Here is a 15,501-nt window from a genome sequence, read left to right as displayed (position 1 = left end):
GATTCCGAATTTTTCCGTTTCGCTTCAACGATATGCACGCCGAAGCACGGCCCGCGAGCACCTCTTTATCGGGGTTCGACCACCCACGCGCCGTTGCGCTCGACGAGCGAACGATCGCACGCGAATTCGTCGAGCACGTGATCGTGGCCCGGCAGCGCCTGGATCACGACCTCGCCCGCATCGCGCAGCGCCGCGACGGCCGCGCCCAACGCATCGTCCTGCGCCCACGGCGCGAGGATCGCGGTGCCGCGCGCCTCGACCGGCGAGATTCGTGCGAGCTCGCGCAGGTCGAGCGAGAAGCCGGTCGCCGGACGAGCCCGGCCATAGGCCTGCCCCACGTGGTCGTAACGGCCGCCGCGCGCGATCGCGTTCGGCACGCCGTCGATGTATGCGCTGAACATCGCGCCGCTGTGATACGCGTAGCCGCGCAGGTCGGCGAGATCGATCGCGACTTCGACGCCCTTCGCCTGCGACGCGAGCTGCGCGAGATCGTCGAGCGCCCGTGTGATTTCAGGCAGCACCGGCAGGCGCGTGCGCGCCTCGGCGAGCACGCTCGCGTCCCCGTAGAGGTTCGGCAGCGCGCGCAACGCGGCGCGCGTATCGGCGCCGAGATCGTCGGTGAGTTCGTTCAGCAGCGGCACGTCCTTGCCCGACAGCGCGTCGTACAGCGACTCGCCACGCTCGGCGGCCTGCGCGTCGCGCGCCAGCAGCGCCGCGAGCACGCCCGCGTGGCCGAGGTCGAGACGGATGCGCGACAGGCCCGCGAGATGCAGCGCGTCGAGCATCAGTTGCTGGATCTCGAGATCGGCTTCGAGCCCGGCGTGGCCGTAGATTTCGGCGCCGATCTGGATTTGTTCGCGCGTCGCGTGCAGGCCGCGCGGACGCGTATGCATCACGTGGCCCGCGTAGCAGAGACGCGTCACGCCCTGACGGTTCAACAGATGCGCGTCGATCCGCGCGACCTGCGGCGTGATGTCCGCGCGCAGGCCGAGCGTGCGGCCCGACAGCTGGTCGACCAGCTTGAAGGTGCGCAGGCGCAGATCGGCGCCGCCGCTCGTCAGCAGCGACTCGAGATACTCGAGCAACGGCGGCATCACCATTTCGTAGCCGTACGAACGGAAGCGGTCGAGCAGCCTGCGGCGCAGCTCCTCGATCTTGCGCGCTTCCGACGGCAGTACGTCGGCGATATTCTCGGGAAGTAACCAGGTCGACATCGGTACGGTCCTACGACGGGAAACGGCGCGCGACACGCGCGCCGCGAGTTGAATCGGAACTTCGAAATCGGGCGGAACGAACGGCGGATGCGCCGTCCGGATCGGGGCTACGGTCAGGTCGCGAGCAGCAACAGCGCGAGCCCGAGCACCATCACGATCAGCCCGCCGATCCGGATATGATGCGGCGGCCGCTCGGCTATTCTACGAAACGTGTCGCGCCAGGCGACGGGAAACACAAAGGGGAACGCCCCCTCGATGATCAGCATCAGCGCTACTGCGAGCAACAACGAGCCAGCCAGGTCCATGCGAGCGACGGCGCCGCTCGACGCGGCGCCCCAAGGTCAATGTTTGCGGGGAGCGGGCGCCGCCGGTGCGGCACCGCCCGTCGGGCTGCGCATGAAGCGGAAGAACTCGCTGTCGGGATCGACGACGATGATGTCGTTGCGCTTGAACGTATTCCGGTAGGCCCGCAGGCTCGCGTAGAACTGATAGAACTGCGGATCGCGGCCGAACGCATCGGCGGCGATCGTCGCGGCCTTCGCGTCGCCCTCGCCCTTGATCGTCTGCGCGGACTTGTACGCGTTCGCGAGCACGGCCTGCTGCTCGCGTTCGGCGTCGGCCTTGATCTGCTCGACGTCGGCCGCGCCTTGCGCACGCACCTGGGCCGCCTGATCGCGCAACGCGCCGATCATCCGTTGATAGACGGCGTCCGTCTGCGCAGCCGGCAGGTCGACACGCGTGAGCTGGACGTCGACCACGTCGACGCCGAAACCGGCCGCGCTCGCCTTCGCCGCATCGCGAGCCGCATCGGCGATCGCGCGCTGGCCGCCGAGGGCATCGTCGAGCGCGCGCTTGCCGAATGCATCGCCGAGCGCGCTCTTCAGCGTACCGGACAGTCGTTCGCTCGCCGCCGCCGGGTCGCCGCCCGTCGCGGTGAAATATTTCATCGGGTCGCTGATCCGGTACTTCACCGCATACGCGACGAGCAGGTCGTGCTTGTCTTCGGTTGCCAGTTGCAGCGGATCGGACGACTCCAGCGATTGCAGGCGCGTGTCGATCAGCGTCGCCGTCTGCAGCGGCGGCGGCAGCTTGAAATGGACGCCGGGGCCCGCGAGTTCCGGCTGCGTGCCGTCGCGGCCCGACAGCACGGCCGTATGGCGCGGATCGACGGTGAGGACCGTCGACGATGCCGCGAAGGCGACAATCACGATTGCGACGACGAGCGCAATGATTCGGTTCATGTTCTGCGCTCCCCGTTACTTCGTATCGTCTTCACGCGACCGGCTGCGAAACGCTTCGCGCGATCGCAGCACGTCGACACCTGACGCGGCGGCGGCCGATGCGGCGCTCGCCGGCGCGGCTGCAGCTGCCGACGGCGCCGTGACCGCCGGTGCCGACGCCGCATCGGCGGCGGACGCGCCGGCCGACGTCGCGGCGTTTTGCCGGCCCTGCTCGACGAGCTTGTCGAGCGGCAGGTACACGACGCTGTTACCGCCCTTGTTGCCGACGAACACCTTCGTCGCGTTCGAATAGATTTCCTGCATCGTCTCGAGATACATCCGCTCGCGAATGACCGCAGGCGCCTTGGAGTACTGCGCATAGACTTGCTTGAAGCGGTCCGCGTCGCCCTCGGCTTCCGTGACCACGCGATCGGCATACGCCTTCGCTTCGTCGACGAGCTTCGCCGCATCGCCCTGCGCCTTCGGCAGCAGGTCGCTCGCATACGCCTGCGCGGCGCGCTTCGCGGCCTCGCGCTCGTCGCGCGCCTTCGCGACTTCGGCGTAGGCGGCCTGGGTCTGCTCGGGCGCCGCGACGCTCTGCATCGTGACGGCCGTCACTTCGAGCCCCGACTGGTAGCGGTCGAGATCGCGCTGGATCGCGCTGGAAAGCTGCTCGCGCAGCGCATCGCGGTCCTGGTTCAGCATGTCGGCCGCGCTGCGCGTGCCGACGATCGCGCGCACCGCGGCCTGCGCGGCCTGCGACACGCTGCGCTCGGGATCGACGCTGCGGAACAGGTAATCGGTGGCGGAACGGATCCGGTACTGCACGATGAAGCGCACGTCGACGATGTCGGCATCGCGCGTCAGCATCGCGGCTTCCTTCACGTTCGCCAGGCGCACGACGTTATTGCGGCCGATCTCGATCGAGCGGACCTGCGACGTGTCGACGATCTCGTGCGACGCGAACGGATACGGTGCGCGCCAGTGCACGCCCTGGCCGACCGTGCCCGACACCTTGCCGAGCTGCAGCACGACGCCCGTCTGGCCTTCCTGCACGACGAACAGCCCGCTTCCCGCATAAACCGCGACCAGCACGCCGATCACGATGCCGACGCCGACCCGTGCGGCCCGGCCATTGTCGGGACGGAAGCCGTTGCCGCCCTTGCCGCCGAACAGGCCGCTCAGGCGCCGGTTGAAATTGCGCCACATCTCGTCGAGATCGGGCGGACCGTCGCCGTCGCCGCCTGGCGGACGCTTCGATTCGTTCGCGCGGGGGCGGGATCCGTCCTTGCCATTGCCTTCGCCGCGTCCCCAGCGGGGATCGTTGATCGACAGCAAGGCGCGCATCCGCCGCCAGGTACTCCGCTCGTTGTATTCGTTCACCAGAGTTTGTTCACCAGATTGGACGCCGGCGAACCGGCCGGGACCGGTTAGCGCCCGTGTTCGGAAATCGTGTGGTCTTCGTGCGATTCAGCGGACGTGCCATCGAGCGCGTCGGGCAACGTCGCGCTGGAAAGGTGTTCCGCGGAGGCGATTTCGGCGATGGCGGCACGCAACGTATCGAGACCCTGACCGGTGCGCGCGCTCAAAAAGACGCGCGAAATATTACCATACTCGTCCCGCTCGACCGCGTCGCCGCGGGCCGCCAGCTCGGGCACGGCGTCGATCTTGTTGAACACCAGCACCTGCCGGATCGTGTCCGCGCCGATCTCGTGCAGCACGCCGTTGACCTGCTCGATCTGCTCGAGCCTGACCGCGCTCGACGCGTCGACCACATGCAGCAGCAGATCCGCATGGATCGTTTCCTCGAGGGTCGCGCGGAACGCCGCGACGAGTTGGTGAGGCAGCTCGCGGATGAACCCGACCGTATCGGACACGACGATCTGCCCGACCTCGTCGCCGAGGTACACGCGCCGCGACGTCGTATCGAGCGTCGCGAACAGTTGGTCGGCCGCGTACGCCTGCGCTTTCGTCAGCGCATTGAACAGCGTCGACTTGCCCGCGTTCGTGTAGCCGACGAGCGACACCGACATCGTGCCGCTGCGCGCGCGCTGCCGGCGCTGCGTGCTGTGCTGGCGGCGCAGCCGGTCGAGCCGCGACTTCAGCATCTTGATGCGTTCGCCGATCAGGCGGCGGTCGGTTTCGAGCTGGGTTTCGCCGGGGCCGCGCAGGCCGATACCACCCTTTTGCCGCTCGAGGTGGGTCCATGCGCGAATGAGCCGGGTCGACAGGTATTGAAGCTGCGCGAGCTCGACCTGCAGCTTGCCTTCGTGGCTGCGGGCACGCTGCGCGAAGATGTCGAGGATGAGGCTCGTGCGGTCGACCACGCGCCTGTTAAGCGCCTGCTCCAGATTGCGTTGCTGGGCGGGCGCCAGCGCGTGGTTGAAGATGACGATTTCGACGTTGTGCGCGTCGCACGCAAGCCGCAGTTCTTCGGCTTTGCCGCTGCCGATGAACATCTTGGCGTCGGGACTTGAGCGACGGCCCGTGAGGGTGACGGCGGGACGGGCCCCCGCGCTGGAGGCGAGAAGACTGAGTTCTTCGAGACTGGCTTCGAAATCGGTCTTGCCGAAATCGATGCCGACGAGCGCTGCGTTGATCAAATTATCGGGTGTCAAGATAAGGCGGCTGGCATCGGTCGCTCGCGGCGACCGGATGCCGGCCGCTGCAATTGGTTAGGACGAGGCTTCCGCGTCCGGGTGGAAATTCACCGGGCGCGCCGGCACGACCGTCGAGATGGCGTGCTTGTAAACCATCTGGGTCACCGTATTACGGAGCAACACGACGTACTGGTCGAACGATTCAATGTTCCCTTGAAGCTTGATGCCGTTGACGAGATAGATCGAAACGGGAACGTGCTCTTTGCGCAGTGCGTTCAAAAACGGGTCTTGTAACAATTGCCCTTTGTTGCTCATGGCGTACTCCATCTTTTTTTGCAGGTTGATCTGGATTGGCGACGAAGAAAAAGAGATCCGGCGCCAATCGCTACACTATAGCCGATTTTGCCTGCCCCGCCCGGGCATAGGCCATGCGGCCTGGCCGTTGCGGGACATGCGTCAGCCCTTGTCCGCGTACGGGTTATTCGACGAACGGAACTCTATGCGCAATGGAGTCCCGGTCAGCGAGAAAGTTTCGCGGAATCGGTTTTCGAGGTAGCGCTTGTAGGTTTCCGTCACCGCGTCGAGCGCGTTGCCGTGAATCACGATGATCGGCGGATTCTGGCCGCCCTGGTGCGCGTAGCGCAGCTTCGGACGCACCGGGCCGCGACGGCGCGGCTGCTGGAATTCGACGGCCTCGATCAGCGCGCGCGTGAGCTTCGGCGTCGGCAGCTTCGACATCGCCGCCGCGTAGGCGTCGTCGACCGAGCGCATCAGCGCGCCGATACCCGTCTTCTTCGCGGCGGAAATGAAGTGCGATTTCGCGAAGTCGAGGAATTTCAGCTTGCGGGTCAAATCCGCTTTCGCGCGGTCGCGCGCGTGGTCGTCGAGGCCATCCCACTTGTTGACGCCGATCACGAGCGCGCGGCCCTGCTCGACGACGAAGCCGGCGATGTGCGCGTCCTGGTCGGAAATGTCCTGCTGCGCATCCAGCAGAAGAATGACGACGTTCGCGTCGGAAATCGACTGCAGCGTCTTCACGACCGAGAACTTCTCGATCGCCTCGAACACCTTGCCGCGGCGCCGCAGGCCGGCCGTGTCGATCAGCGTGTATTTCTTGCCGTTACGCTCGAAGTCGACGTAGATCGAATCGCGCGTCGTGCCCGGCATGTCGAACGCGATCACGCGGTCTTCGCCGATCAACGCGTTGACGAGCGTCGACTTGCCGACGTTCGGACGGCCGACGATCGCGATCTTGATGCCGCGCGACGGATCGTCCTCGTCCGCTTCCTCGGGCTGGCCCGCGTACGCGACTTCGAGCGCCTCGTTGATCATGTCGGTCACGCCGTCGCCGTGCGCGGCCGAGATCGCGCGCGGATCGCCGAGCCCGAGCTCGTAGAAATCCGTCGCGACCGCCGTGTACTTCATCCCCTCGGCCTTGTTGACGACCAGGAAGATCGGCCGGCCGGTCTTGCGCAGGTAGTCGGCGATCGACTTGTCCTGCGGCGCGAGCCCGTTGCGGCCGTCGACGATGAACACGACGACGTCGGCTTCCTCGACGGCCTGCCGCGTCTGGCGCGCCATTTCGTGCAGGATGCCGTCCTTCGCGACGGGCTCGAAGCCGCCGGTATCGACGACCAGGTACGGCCGCGCGCCGACGCGCCCTTCGCCGTAATGGCGATCGCGCGTGAGGCCCGGCAAGTCGGCGACCAGCGCATCGCGCGAGCGCGTGAGCCGGTTGAACAGCGTGGATTTCCCCACATTGGGGCGCCCAACGAGGGCAATGACCGGTTTCATCTGTGTTTTCTACGGTGAAGCGCAGCAGCGGGAGGCCCGCTGCTGCGGGCGGCTGCGCTGAATGAAAATATCACGAATTCGCGCCGCGCCGGATGCGCGCGCCCGGCGCGCGTTGCGCGCCGTCGTCTTTCGTCTCGAACTGCCTTTCAAATACCGAGCGGCCGGGAACACCGGCCGCTGTCAAGTCGCGTGGCCGCGGCGCGCGGGACCCGCCCGCCACGCCACGGCCACGCCGGTTTCCTGCGCGTCAGCGCGGGCGGAACCCGTACAGGCCGCCGTCCTTCGTCTGCACGACGAGCGTATTGCCCGCGAGGACCGGCGCCGCCGTAATCGCGCTGCCGTCGGTCTTCATCCGCGCGATGAAGCTGCCGTCCTCGCGCGACAGGAAGTGCACGAAGCCCTTGTAATCGCCCATCACGACCGCATGCCCGAGCAGGTACGGCACGCCGACGTCGCGGCTCTTCAGCTTGTCGTTGCGCCAGAGCTGGTTGCCCGTGGCCGCGTCGTATGCGGTCACGACCGACCAGTCGTCGCCGCCGGCGACCACCGAATCGTCCTGCGCGAGGCCGCTGCGGCTCGAGAACGGCTTTTCCCACAGCGGACGGCCCGAGTTCGCATCGAAGCAGCCGAGCTGACCCTGGAACGTCACCGCGCAGGCTTGCGCACCCACGAGCGTCGGCGGGCCGCTGACGTCATTGATGCGCTCGACCTCGGTCACGCCCTTGGGGAACGACACCGGAGTCTGCCAGAACGGCTCGCCCGTCTGCAGGTTGATCGCGACGAGCCCGCCGCCCGGGAAGCCCGCCAGCACGGCCGCGTCGCCCGCGAACGTCATGCCGGCCGACACGCGCAGGTTCAGCGGCACCGCACGGTTGCGGTAGGCCCACTTCTGCTCGCCCGTCTGCGCGTTGAACGCGATCACCTGGCCGTCGATCGTGCGGACGATCACGAGACCGTTACCGACGAGCGGCGGCGAGAAGATCTCGCCCTGCACGCTGGTCTTCCACAGCTGCTTGCCGTCCGGGCCCAGCACGAACACGCCGCCCTTCAACGCACCGACCGCGGTCAGGTTGCCATCGCTGCCGACACCGGCCGACAGGTCCGAACCGACCTTCGAGCGCCAGAGCGTCTGGCCCGTCTTCGCGTCGATCTTCTCGACCGAACCGTTTTCGCCCGCCGCATAGACGGCGTCGCCCACGGCTACCGGCGAGAACAGGTAGCGCCCGCCCTTGCCGACGCTCGCCTTCCAGACCTGTTGCACGTCCAGGACAGGCTTGAACTCGGTGAGCGGCGTCGGCACGCGGCGCGCGTCCTTCGACGACGAGCAAGCCGCCAGAGCGAGGACAGCCGCCGCGCAGGCAACGGGCACAGCGTAACGTTTCAGCAAATTCATCGGTTAGCGAAGCAGAGTTAAGAGGTTGAGGGGACCGGGATTCAGCCGCCGAGCGCGTCCAGCTTGAACTGCACCAGCTGGCGCGCGGACTGGTCGTCCTTCGACAGGCCGTCGAGCGCGAGCTTGTAAGCGGCGCGCGCATCGTCGGTCTTGCCTTGCGCGGCCAGCAGATCGCCGCGGCGATCGGCCACGAGGCCCTTGAATGCATCGACCGGCGTACCCGACAGCAGCGCGAGGCCCGCATCGTACGCCTTCTCGTCGAGCAGCAGCGACGCGAGGCGCAGCTTCGCGATCTGCTTGTACTCGTCGTCCTTGGCGTGATCGACGGCCCATTGCAGCTGCGCCTTCGCGCCTGCCGCATCGCCGGCCGCGTACAGCGTCTTCGCGGCCGCAAGCGCCGTCATCTGCGCATACGGCGTGCTGCCGAACTTGTCCTCCATGTCGGCAGCCGCGCGGGCCATCGTTGCCTTGTCGTTCGCGGCGGCAGCCTTCTGGACTTGCTCGTACAGCCCGGACGCCTCGGCAGCCTGACGGCGCTGCCAGTAATTCCAGCCGTTGAAACCGGCCGCGACGACGAGTGCCGCGAGCACGATCCACGTGGTGAGGTTGCCCCAGCGGGCCCACCACGCCTTGAGATTTTCAATCGATTCTTGTTCGTCGTGATAACTCATCGGCGAGCGATTCCTTCCTGTTCAGGCTTTTCTTGTCGAGCGAATGCGAGCGCGATCAGTCGTCGCCGTCTTCGGCGGATGCAACCATCGCATTGATTAGGAATTCGGTCAAGCTTTCGACCGGTACGGTCTGCTGAACGTTCTTTTCCCCTTCCGCACCCGCGCCGCGCAACGCTTTCACGCCCACCGTGCCGTTCGCGACCTCTTCTTCGCCGAAGATCACCGCGAACGCGGCGCCGCTTGCATCGGCCCGCTTCATCTGCGACTTGAAACTCGCCGGCGCGCCGTCGGCGCTGCAGTGGAAGATCACGTCGAGGCCCGTGTCGCGCAGGCGTTCGGCCGCGATGAACGCCTGTTCGCGCGCGGTTTCGCCCTGATGCACCACATATACGTCGACGCCTTCCTGCTCGGGCGCCAGATCCTCTTCCTTCAACAGCTCGAGGATGCGCTCGATGCCCATCGCCCAGCCGCACGCGGCGGTCGGCTTGCCGCCGAGCTGCTCGATCAGCGGATCGTAGCGGCCGCCGGCCGCAACCGTGCCCTGCGCGCCGAGCTTGTCGGTCACCCATTCGAACACGGTCAGGTTGTAGTAATCGAGGCCGCGCACGAGACGCGGGTTGATCTTGAACGGAATGTTGTTCGCGAGCAGCAGGCGCTGCAGCCCTTCGAAGTGGGCACGCGATTCGTCACCGAGGAAGTCGATCAGCTTCGGCGCGTTCTGCGCGATTTCCTGCAGCGCGGGATTCTTCGTGTCGAGCACGCGCAGCGGGTTCGTATACAGGCGGCGCTTTGCGTCTTCGTCCAGCACGTCGACGTGCTGCTCGAGGTACTTGATCAGTTCGACGCGATGCGCGGCGCGCTCTTCGGCGAGACCGAGCGAGTTGATCTCGAGCTTGATGCCGGTCAGCCCGAGGTCGTCCCACAGGCGCTGGCACATCATGATGATCTCGGCATCCGCATCGGGGCCCGCAAAGCCGAGCGCCTCGACGCCGACCTGATGGAACTGCCGGTAGCGGCCGCGCTGCGGACGCTCGTGACGGAACATCGGGCCGATGTACCACAGGCGCTTCGGGCCGTCGTACAGCATGTTGTGCTCGATCGCCGCGCGCACGACGGCCGCGGTGTTCTCCGGACGCATCGTCAGGTGTTCGCCGTTCAGCGCGTCGGTAAAGCTGTACATCTCCTTCTCGACGATGTCGGTGACTTCGCCGATGCCGCGCGTGAAGAGCTGCGTGTGCTCGACGATCGGCGTGCGGATGTTCTGATAGCCGTACGCGCGCAGCAGCGATTTCACGGTAGCTTCGAAGAATTCCCACAGGCCGGCATCCTGCGGAAGGATGTCGTTCATGCCTTTGACGCCGGTGAGCTTCTCGATCTTGCGTTTCTGTTCAGTCATCGTTCGTGTGTGTGGACGAATTAGTTCAGGGCCTCGGTGCGGCCGTAATTGCGCGCGACGTAGTCGCTGACGATCTGCTGGAATTCCTCGGCGATCCGCTCGCCGCGCAGCGTCTTGACCTTCTCGCCGTCGATGAAGACGGGCGCGGCCGGGTTCTCGCCCGAACCCGGCAGGCTGATGCCGATGTTCGCGTGCTTCGATTCGCCCGGGCCGTTGACGATGCAGCCCATCACCGCGACGTTCATCTTCTCGACGCCCGGATATTCCTTGCGCCACACCGGCATCTGCTCGCGCAGATACGTCTGGATCTGCATCGCGAGTTCCTGGAACAGCGTGCTCGTCGTGCGGCCGCAGCCCGGGCATGCGATCACCATCGGCGCGAACGAGCGCAGGCCCATCGTCTGGAGGATTTCCTGGCCGACGATCACTTCGCCCGTGCGCGGCGCGCCCGGCTCCGGCGTCAGCGAAATGCGGATCGTGTCGCCGATCCCTTCCTGCAGCAGCACGCCGAGCGCCGCCGTCGACGCGACGATTCCCTTCGAGCCCATGCCGGCCTCGGTCAGCCCGAGATGCAGCGCGAAGCCGCAGCGGCGGCCGAGTTCGCGGTACACGGCGATCAGGTCCTGCACGCCGCTGACCTTGCACGACAGCACGATGCGGTCGCGGCCGAGGCCAAGCTCCACCGCGCGTTCGGCCGAGCCGATCGCCGACTGGATCAGCGCCTCGTACATCACGCTCTGCGCGTCCCACGGCTGCGCGCGCGCACCGTTCTCGTCCATCATGCGTGCGAGCAGATCCTGGTCGAGGCTGCCCCAGTTCACGCCGATCCGCACCGGCTTGTCGTACTTCGCCGCAGCTTCGATCATCTGCGCGAACTGCGTGTCGCGCTTCGCGCCCTGACCGACGTTACCGGGGTTGATCCGGTACTTCGACAGCGACTCCGCGCAGCCCGGGTAGTCACGCAGCAGCAGGTGGCCGTTGTAGTGGAAATCGCCGACGAGCGGCACGGTCACGCCCATCCGGTCGAGCTGCTCGCGAATCGCCGGCACGGCGGCCGCGGCCTCCGGCGTGTTGACCGTGATGCGCACCAGTTCGGAGCCCGCGTTCGCGAGTTCCTTGATCTGGATCGCCGTGCCGATCGCATCGGCCGTGTCGGTATTCGTCATCGACTGCACGCGCACCGGCGCGTCGCCGCCGATCGTCACGAGTTGCCCGCCCCAGCGGACATCCACCGCATGCGATACACGGCGCGGCTGATGCCCGCCGAACACCGGTTCGGTTGAACAAATCTGACTGCTGCGTGGGGATTGAGCTTCGGATTGCATCGATAGATCCATTTACGCGGAATGCGCCGCGACGCGGCGCATGAATTGAAAAAGCGCCGTGCCCTCACGGCCTGCCGATATCGACGGCAGGCCTTCGCCACGGCGCTTGACGTCAGGGCAACGTGAACCGCGCCACGTTACCCCGCGCTGCCGAATATTTTGCCGGATCGACCGGTTTTCCGTCGAACGCAACCGCGTCGAGACCGGCCTTGTTGCCGATCGTGACCTTGAACGGCCCGTCACCGGCAACCTGCTTCGTTTCGCCGGCACGCACCAGCGCCGAGAACAGCTCCTTGCCGTTCTTGTCGCGCACGCTGAACCAGCAATCCTGCTTGACCTTCAGTTCGACCATCGACTGGCCTGCCGCCACCACGACGCTCGCCGGCTGGGCCGGCGCGGCCGTGCTTGCCGCCGCCGTTGCCGCCACCGGCTGCGATGCGGCAGCCGTCGCGACCGGGGCCGCAGGCGCCGGAACAGCCGACGCAATCGGCTGCGCCGGGGCAGCCGATGCCGATGCGGCAGCCGGGGCCGGAACCTCATTCGCCACCGCCGCCGACGCGCCGGTCGCGGCCGCTTCTTCGGCAGACGACGATGCCGCCGCCGCGCTCGCGGCCGACGCATGCTCGGCGTCGCCGCCCTTCAAGCGTGCGAGCAGACTCGACGAATCGCCGCCAGTGTGCCACATCAGTACGGCGACCACCGCGACGATGACGATCCCCGTTCCCCACAGCCACGGATGGTGGCGCGACGAGCCGCCCAGCGGAATCGACACGCGGCCGCGCGGCAGATCCGTGCCCGACGACGCAGGCATCGACAGGTCGACTTCCGGCACCCCGCGCTCGCGGCGCAATGCCTGCGCGAACGGCTCTGGATCGACGCCGAGCATCTTCGCGTAGCTGCGCACGACCCCGAGCGCGAACGTCACGCCGGGCAAATGGCTGATGTCGCCGGCCTCGAGCGCCCGGAGCTTTTGCGGTGCGACCTTGAGTCGCGCCGACACGTCGTCGACCGACCAGCCCTTCGCCTCCCGAAGCTGCGCCAGCCGGCTGCCGACCGCCGCCAGCGATTCCAGTCCCGCCGGTGCCGGCTTCGCGGCATTCGTCTCTGCGCCGTTAGACGGCTGCGGCTCACTCATCCTTGTCCTCGCGTCGATTCTTCTTCACTGGCGGCTGCCGCCGGCTCCCGCCGGCCGGCATCCGCAACGGTTCATACCATGCGCGGCGCCGAGGCGCCGCGACCGATCGCTATTCGCGTGTTGCACCGCCAAAGGGTTCGGGCACCCCGGCCAGGCGCCCCCGTCAAACTGCCCGAACTTCGATGATTTTTCCTGCTGCGCCCGTTCGTTCCGCAAGGCGCGTACGATCCTTCACCGCGCCGGCCAGTTGCCCGCACGCGGCGTCGATGTCGTCGCCGCGCGTCTTGCGCACGGTCGTGACGACACCCGCGTCGATGAGGACCTGCGCGAAGCGCTTGATCTGCTCCGGCTTCGAGCGGATGAGGCCCGACTCCGGAAACGGATTGAACGGGATCAAGTTGAACTTGCACGGCACGTCGCGCGTGACGGCCAGCAGTTCGCGCGCATGCGCTTCGGTGTCGTTGACGCCGTCGAGCATGCAGTATTCGAACGTGATGAAGTCGCGCGGCGCGACTTGCAGATAGCGCTGGCACGCAGCCATCAGCTCGCGAAGCGGATACTTCTTGTTGAGCGGCACCAGCTCGTCGCGCAGCGCATCGTTCGGCGCATGCAGCGAAACGGCCAGCGCGACCGGCAACTCGGCGCCGAGGCGGTCCATCATCGGCACCACGCCGGACGTCGACAGCGTGACGCGACGGCGCGACAGGCCGTATGCGTTGTCATCGAGCATCAACCGCATCGCGGGCACGACCGCGCTGTAATTCAGGAGCGGCTCGCCCATGCCCATCATCACCACGTTGGTAACGACCCGTTCGGCCTTGCCGTTCGGACCGGGCGCGCGGCCTAGCGACGCTCGCAATGCAAATTCGGCCATCCGGAGCTGGCCGATGATTTCGGCTGTCGACAGGTTGCGGGAGAAGCCCTGCTTGCCCGTCGAACAGAAGCGGCAGTTCACCGCGCACCCGGCCTGCGACGACACGCACAGCGTGCCGCGCGTCTCTTCCGGGATGAACACGGTTTCGACCGCATTGCCGTTTCCGACGTCGATCAGCCACTTGCGCGTGCCGTCGGTGGAAACGTGATCGCTGACGATGTCCGGCATCACGATCGATGCGCGGCCCTTGAGCTTCTCCCTCAGGGACTTCGCGAGATCGGTCATGCCGTCGAAATCGCCGGCGTTGTACTGGTGGATCCAGCGCTGCAACTGCTTGGCGCGGAACGGCTTCTCGCCCAGGCTGCCGCAGTACGCGACAAGACCCTCGGCGTCGAAGTCGAGAAGATTGACGGAAGTTTCGCTCGTCATGATGTGCTGCCTTGCCGCGTGCGCTGAATCCTGCCTACTTGCTGTCAGCCAGGGCTTAACGCGAGTAAACGTTCATTTCCGGGAAGAAGAACGCAATTTCGACCGCTGCCGTTTCCGCAGCGTCCGAGCCGTGCACGGCGTTCGCGTCGATGCTGTCGGCGAAGTCGGCGCGGATCGTGCCCTTTTCCGCCTTCTTCGGATCCGTTGCGCCCATCAGGTCGCGGTTCTTCAGGATCGCGCCTTCACCTTCCAGAACCTGGATCATCACCGGGCCCGAGATCATGAAATCGACGAGATCCTTGAAGAACGGACGTGCTGCGTGAACTGCGTAGAACTTCTCTGCGTCGGCACGCGACAGGTGCGCCATGCGCGCTGCGACGATCTTCAGGCCGGCGCCTTCGAAACGGCTGTAGATCTGGCCGATCACGTTCTTTGCCACCGCATCCGGCTTGATGATCGACAGGGTGCGCTCGATTGCCATAAAAACTCCAAAAAATTAAGAAGTTACAGGTTCAAATGAATCCGCTATTGTAGCACGATCCCGTGTATCATTGCGATTGAACCCTTACACGAATGAAAGGTTCAGAATCCATATGTTTTGTGCCGCCGATCCATTGAAACCTCGCGGCACGGAACGTATCTTAGCCATAGCTGCCCCGGTTTGCTGCGCCGCACATCGCGCGCGCCGAACCGGCCCCGGACGCCCACGCGTTCAATGTTAGGAGAAACCATGAACGACTATCCGTACAATTTCGGCCGCGGCGACTCCGTCAGCACCGCCGCGGTTCGCAACCGCGTATTGCGGAACACGTACTGGCTGCTCGCGCTGTCGATGGTGCCGACCGTGCTGGGCGCCTGGGTCGGCGTCGCGACGGGCTTCTCGCTGTTCGCGGCCACGAGCCCGATGATGAGCCTGCTCGCGTTCTTCGCGATCGCGTTCGGCTTCATGTTCGCGATCGAGCGGACCAAGAACAGCGCGGCCGGCGTGTTCGTGCTGCTCGGCTTCACGTTCTTCATGGGCCTGATGCTGTCGCGGCTGCTGAGCTTCATCCTCGGCTTCTCGAACGGCCCGTCGCTGATCATGCTCGCGTTCGGCGGCACCGGCATCATCTTCGCCGCGATGGCGACGATCGCCACCGTCAGCAAGCGCGACTTCTCCGGGCTCGGCAAGTGGCTGTTCATGGGCGTGATCGTGATCCTGCTCGCCTCGGTCGCGAACATCTTCCTGCAACTGCCGGCGCTGATGCTCACCGTGTCGGTGCTCGCGATCGCGATCTTCTCGGCCTACATGCTGTTCGACGTCCAGCGCGTCGTGAACGGCGGCGAGACGAACTACATCTCGGCCACGCTCGCGATCTACCTCGACCTGTACAACGTGTTCACGAACCTGCTCGCGCTGCTCGGCATCTTCGGCGGCAACCGCAACTGACGTTCGCGGCGCACCATGAAA

15 protein-coding genes are annotated in these 15,501 nt (G+C 66.1%); 1 reads left to right on the top strand and 14 read right to left on the bottom strand.

The window, feature by feature from the left end:
• Positions 1–65 precede the first annotated feature (65 nt).
• From WS89_RS10240 to ndk, 14 genes are all read right to left on the bottom strand, one after another.
• A complete protein-coding gene (locus WS89_RS10240) occupies positions 66–1,214 on the bottom strand; it encodes an ATP phosphoribosyltransferase regulatory subunit (RefSeq protein ID WP_006496416.1) in 1,149 nt (382 codons plus the stop codon).
• 113 nt (positions 1,215–1,327) lie between these two features.
• A complete protein-coding gene (locus WS89_RS10235) occupies positions 1,328–1,519 on the bottom strand; it encodes a DUF2065 domain-containing protein (protein ID WP_034207433.1) in 192 nt (63 codons plus the stop codon).
• A gap of 36 nt (positions 1,520–1,555) precedes the next feature.
• Positions 1,556–2,455: a protease modulator HflC gene (hflC, locus tag WS89_RS10230; protein WP_059790775.1), complete on the bottom strand. Its 900-nt coding sequence runs from the start codon at positions 2,453–2,455 to the stop codon at positions 1,556–1,558.
• 15 nt (positions 2,456–2,470) lie between these two features.
• The gene (gene hflK / locus WS89_RS10225) at positions 2,471–3,817 is read right to left on the bottom strand and encodes an FtsH protease activity modulator HflK (RefSeq protein WP_059504915.1); all 1,347 of its coding nucleotides are present in this window, start codon (positions 3,815–3,817) and stop codon (positions 2,471–2,473) included.
• Between the two features lie 47 nt (positions 3,818–3,864).
• Entirely contained in the window at positions 3,865–5,037 is a 1,173-nt protein-coding gene (gene hflX, locus WS89_RS10220; RefSeq protein WP_179949341.1) for a GTPase HflX, read from the bottom strand.
• Between the two features lie 72 nt (positions 5,038–5,109).
• The gene (gene hfq, locus WS89_RS10215) at positions 5,110–5,349 is read right to left on the bottom strand and encodes an RNA chaperone Hfq (protein ID WP_006399927.1); all 240 of its coding nucleotides are present in this window, start codon (positions 5,347–5,349) and stop codon (positions 5,110–5,112) included.
• 141 nt (positions 5,350–5,490) lie between these two features.
• Positions 5,491–6,828, bottom strand: a complete 1,338-nt coding sequence (der, locus tag WS89_RS10210; RefSeq protein WP_052100298.1) for a ribosome biogenesis GTPase Der — start codon at positions 6,826–6,828, stop codon at positions 5,491–5,493.
• A gap of 247 nt (positions 6,829–7,075) precedes the next feature.
• Positions 7,076–8,221, bottom strand: a complete 1,146-nt coding sequence (bamB, locus tag WS89_RS10205) for an outer membrane protein assembly factor BamB (RefSeq protein ID WP_059504919.1) — start codon at positions 8,219–8,221, stop codon at positions 7,076–7,078.
• A gap of 41 nt (positions 8,222–8,262) precedes the next feature.
• Positions 8,263–8,892, bottom strand: a complete 630-nt coding sequence (locus tag WS89_RS10200) for a tetratricopeptide repeat protein (RefSeq protein WP_059504921.1) — start codon at positions 8,890–8,892, stop codon at positions 8,263–8,265.
• A gap of 55 nt (positions 8,893–8,947) precedes the next feature.
• Positions 8,948–10,288: a histidine--tRNA ligase gene (gene hisS, locus WS89_RS10195; RefSeq protein ID WP_059790772.1), complete on the bottom strand. Its 1,341-nt coding sequence runs from the start codon at positions 10,286–10,288 to the stop codon at positions 8,948–8,950.
• Positions 10,289–10,308: 20 nt separating this feature from the next.
• Complete coding sequence (gene ispG / locus WS89_RS10190) at positions 10,309–11,613, bottom strand: flavodoxin-dependent (E)-4-hydroxy-3-methylbut-2-enyl-diphosphate synthase (RefSeq protein WP_034207441.1); 1,305 nt, start codon at positions 11,611–11,613, stop codon at positions 10,309–10,311.
• Positions 11,614–11,725: 112 nt separating this feature from the next.
• Complete coding sequence (locus tag WS89_RS10185; RefSeq protein WP_059504924.1) at positions 11,726–12,748, bottom strand: helix-turn-helix domain-containing protein; 1,023 nt, start codon at positions 12,746–12,748, stop codon at positions 11,726–11,728.
• 163 nt (positions 12,749–12,911) lie between these two features.
• Positions 12,912–14,051: a 23S rRNA (adenine(2503)-C(2))-methyltransferase RlmN gene (gene rlmN, locus WS89_RS10180; protein WP_059781063.1), complete on the bottom strand. Its 1,140-nt coding sequence runs from the start codon at positions 14,049–14,051 to the stop codon at positions 12,912–12,914.
• A 55-nt stretch (positions 14,052–14,106) separates the two neighbouring features.
• Positions 14,107–14,532, bottom strand: a complete 426-nt coding sequence (gene ndk / locus WS89_RS10175; RefSeq protein WP_040144283.1) for a nucleoside-diphosphate kinase — start codon at positions 14,530–14,532, stop codon at positions 14,107–14,109.
• A gap of 249 nt (positions 14,533–14,781) precedes the next feature.
• On the opposite strand from ndk, the gene WS89_RS10170 reads away from it, so the two are divergent.
• A complete protein-coding gene (locus WS89_RS10170; RefSeq protein WP_059790770.1) occupies positions 14,782–15,480 on the top strand; it encodes a Bax inhibitor-1/YccA family protein in 699 nt (232 codons plus the stop codon).
• The last annotated feature ends 21 nt before the right edge of the window (positions 15,481–15,501 follow it).

The sequence above is a fragment of the Burkholderia sp. MSMB1072 genome (assembly GCF_001524725.1).
In the GTDB taxonomy this organism is placed as follows: domain Bacteria; phylum Pseudomonadota; class Gammaproteobacteria; order Burkholderiales; family Burkholderiaceae; genus Burkholderia.
This window is presented reverse-complemented; position numbering and strand designations above follow the sequence as displayed.

Bases quoted from the DNA above. Each gene is read 5' to 3' on its own strand.
- WS89_RS10240 (WP_006496416.1), bottom strand. From the start codon at position 1,214: ATGTCGACCTGGTTACTTCCCGAGAATATCGCCGACGTACTGCCGTCG.
- WS89_RS10235 (WP_034207433.1), bottom strand. From the start codon at position 1,519: ATGGACCTGGCTGGCTCGTTGTTGCTCGCAGTAGCGCTGATGCTGATC.
- hflC (WP_059790775.1), bottom strand. From the start codon at position 2,455: ATGAACCGAATCATTGCGCTCGTCGTCGCAATCGTGATTGTCGCCTTC.
- hfq (WP_006399927.1), bottom strand. From the start codon at position 5,349: ATGAGCAACAAAGGGCAATTGTTACAAGACCCGTTTTTGAACGCACTG.
- der (WP_052100298.1), bottom strand. From the start codon at position 6,828: ATGAAACCGGTCATTGCCCTCGTTGGGCGCCCCAATGTGGGGAAATCC.
- bamB (WP_059504919.1), bottom strand. From the start codon at position 8,221: ATGAATTTGCTGAAACGTTACGCTGTGCCCGTTGCCTGCGCGGCGGCT.
- WS89_RS10200 (WP_059504921.1), bottom strand. From the start codon at position 8,892: ATGAGTTATCACGACGAACAAGAATCGATTGAAAATCTCAAGGCGTGG.
- hisS (WP_059790772.1), bottom strand. From the start codon at position 10,288: ATGACTGAACAGAAACGCAAGATCGAGAAGCTCACCGGCGTCAAAGGC.
- ispG (WP_034207441.1), bottom strand. From the start codon at position 11,613: ATGCAATCCGAAGCTCAATCCCCACGCAGCAGTCAGATTTGTTCAACC.
- WS89_RS10185 (WP_059504924.1), bottom strand. From the start codon at position 12,748: ATGAGTGAGCCGCAGCCGTCTAACGGCGCAGAGACGAATGCCGCGAAG.
- rlmN (WP_059781063.1), bottom strand. From the start codon at position 14,051: ATGACGAGCGAAACTTCCGTCAATCTTCTCGACTTCGACGCCGAGGGT.
- ndk (WP_040144283.1), bottom strand. From the start codon at position 14,532: ATGGCAATCGAGCGCACCCTGTCGATCATCAAGCCGGATGCGGTGGCA.
- WS89_RS10170 (WP_059790770.1), top strand. From the start codon at position 14,782: ATGAACGACTATCCGTACAATTTCGGCCGCGGCGACTCCGTCAGCACC.